Here is a 2842-nt window from a genome sequence, read left to right as displayed (position 1 = left end):
TCTAAAATAATTTCAGCAGTTTTAATATCTAAACTACCATCTTCATTTTTAATAGGTTCACTATTTTCATTAATAAGAACATATTTTACATTTTTTAATGTCATTATTTTCCCCCCTATTTTTTAATATTTGTATTTGTTCTTTTTCTAATTGCTTTTTTTATTATTTCAAAACTATCGACTCGAAAAGATAAAAAATATCGTTTAGTTTTTATATTTAACTGATTAAATACTGAACCTTTAATTTTTATCTCATCATCTTTCTTTAATTTCAAAAACTCAGTTAAAATAGATGGGTTATATATTGATAATGTTGAATAATTTAATCCTTCTCATTGACATTTAGCCGAACAAGCATCAACTTCAACACCACCAGCAACCAGTGCCTTAATTTTGGTTTTAATCGGATTTTCATGTAATCTAACAGTTAATTCTAATTTATTAACCCTTTTATTTTTTATTTTATGTTTATTAGTTGTTGATTTTTTAGGTAAATTACTTTTTGTTTGTGCCATTTTTATCAACTCCTTTTGCTAAAAAATATTGTAAGTGTTTTCAAGCATCATGTTCGTGCTCTGACATTTTAATATTTCCTTTATAAATATAATTTTTCTTAACAACTGGCGATTGTAAAACATAATTTAAATTAAATAGATATTTGCATAAAACTTTTAAACCACCGATAAATTTAGGAGTAGATAGTGGGTTTTTTATTTTTAAACCCTTATGAAGTTGATAATCTTCAATTATTACAATAACTTTATTTAAATAAGAACAAGTTTTATTTTTAAAATCATTTAATATTAAATACATATTATTTATTGCTTCTTCTTCATTTATGGAATTAAAAGTAATATTATTAATTATTTTCTTTTGCAAAACATTATAAATAATAATACCAGTTTGTCCAATTCCAGCAGGATCAATTGAAATAATATATTTCATGTTCTTTATTATTTATAATGTTTTATTTAAATAAAAAATATAAATTTTCTAATTGTTTGATTATTTTTAACACAAAAACCCACCTTCATACATTTAATCAACTAAATTATCTTGTAAATAAAAAATAATTTATTAATAAAAATAAATTGTATAAATACAATCTAAATATTAATAAATTAAATATCTTTTTTTATTTTATTTGCTTTTTTAAATTGTAAATGTATAAAATAAAAAATTAAATTTATAGTAATAAATAATATTTAGTGGTATAAATTGTATTTAACAATTTAAATATTAAGAATTACACATAAATTTAATTCCTAACATTTTAATTTTATAACAAAAAAAGAAAAAAAGCAAATAAAATAAAAAAAAATAATCAATAATTCTATACCACTAAAATTAAAGATTATTTTTAAAATAGAATAAGCTTTATATTTGGACTTATTCATAATCATTATAACATATAAAATAATGAAAAAACAATACATATATATATTAAAAAACATATTTTAAAATATTTATAAAGGGGGAAACTAAAAACCTATTTATTTTTTTATTAAGATGTCCAAATATAAAAAACAAGTTTTTGTCTCATAAAAATTATATCATTTTTAAAAAACAAAAATTAAAGAATTATGGTAAAATAAAAGTAATTAAGATTACTAAAATTAAATTTATGTGTAATTCTTAATATTTAAATTGTTAAATACAATTTATACCGCTAAATATTATTTATTACTATAAATTTAATTTTTTAATTAGTAATTATTAATTAAAAAAAATAATATTTAACTTATTTTTGGTAGTAAATTGTTTTTAAAAACAATTTACTACTTTTTTTATTTTTATTTAAATTATTTTAATTTGTTGTTGTGAATAAATTAAAAATAAAAATTTAATGTTTTGCTTAATTGGAAGACCGAAAAACCAAAGATAGCTTTTATAAAAAATATTGGAGTAAGCTGCTGCCTCGGATAAAAAGATGCTACACAACTGTAAAGTAGTTTTTTGCTTTTTTCATAATTTCGTAATAAGTTGGCTGTAAAAAGAGGATTAATTTCCGTGCCTAAATTTTACAATAACTACAATAAAAATAAAAAAGTGTGGGTAGCAGTAGATGACTGTTTAAGAACTGGATTTGGATTTCTTAATTAACTACAAGGGACACAAATCAGGGGGTATTTGTGTCAAATTACTAAATAAAAATTTAATGGAGGTTTGTAAAAAAAATGAAATATTTTACTAAAATTAATAATAAAAACCAAGCTACTAGCTATTTTCATTTAAATAATAAATATGATTTAAATTTTAGTGACTATAATTTTGGTTTTGATTGAGAAGTATTTAAAGATTTTGTTGGTGATAGTTATGCCCGATATTTTACTTCGCCAAGTTTTTTTAAATTTGTTTCAGCTGGTCGTGGTACTAATAAAACATGAAATCATTTAGCAGAAAAATTATTTTTTGCTTGTAATTTTACCGATGCTTCATCTAATATTTTACGAAGATACGCCAACACCCACGAAGATACTACATTTGGCGATACAATTAATGTCTGTAACTATCTATATGATAAATATGGGATTGATATAGGACCCGACAATGAAAATGGCATTGTTTGACCTAAAAATGTTAAAGAAGGTGGCGAAATTGTTTTTCCTAGTGGTGTTCGCATTGCTTTTGCAGGTTATGCTAATGGTAATAAAATTATGGGAAAAGTTGGTAAAGGTAGCGGTATTATATCGGCCTGAACAGATGAAATGATACATGCTGAAGAAAAAGAAATTTTAACGGACAAAGAACTAGATAAAAGATATAATAATTTAAGAGTTTCAATGTTTCGTTCTAAAAGTTTAAAAGTATCTTATGAAAAATACACGGATGAAAATGATAAT

General features: G+C 21.5%; 3 protein-coding genes. 1 reads left to right on the top strand and 2 read right to left on the bottom strand.

The features are described from left to right. Positions 1–115: 115 nt before the first annotated feature. Positions 116–514, bottom strand: a complete 399-nt coding sequence (locus tag D9R21_RS05565) for a hypothetical protein (RefSeq protein ID WP_126821426.1) — start codon at positions 512–514, stop codon at positions 116–118. Continuing rightward, a complete protein-coding gene (locus tag D9R21_RS05560; protein WP_126821425.1) occupies positions 495–944 on the bottom strand; it encodes a hypothetical protein in 450 nt (149 codons plus the stop codon). Before D9R21_RS05560 ends, D9R21_RS05565 begins: the two co-directional genes overlap by 20 nt. A 1232-nt stretch (positions 945–2176) precedes the next feature. Here D9R21_RS05560 and D9R21_RS05555 point away from each other — a divergent pair. Next, positions 2177–2842 (top strand): hypothetical protein (locus D9R21_RS05555; RefSeq protein WP_148108845.1); only part of this gene is annotated, 666 nt, incomplete at its 3' end.

Source organism: Spiroplasma endosymbiont of Megaselia nigra (assembly GCF_003987485.1).
In the GTDB taxonomy this organism is placed as follows: Bacteria; Bacillota_I; Bacilli_A; order Mycoplasmatales; family Mycoplasmataceae; genus Spiroplasma.
The sequence above is the reverse complement of the archived record's forward strand: the minus strand, read 5'-3'. Positions and strand labels throughout refer to the sequence as shown.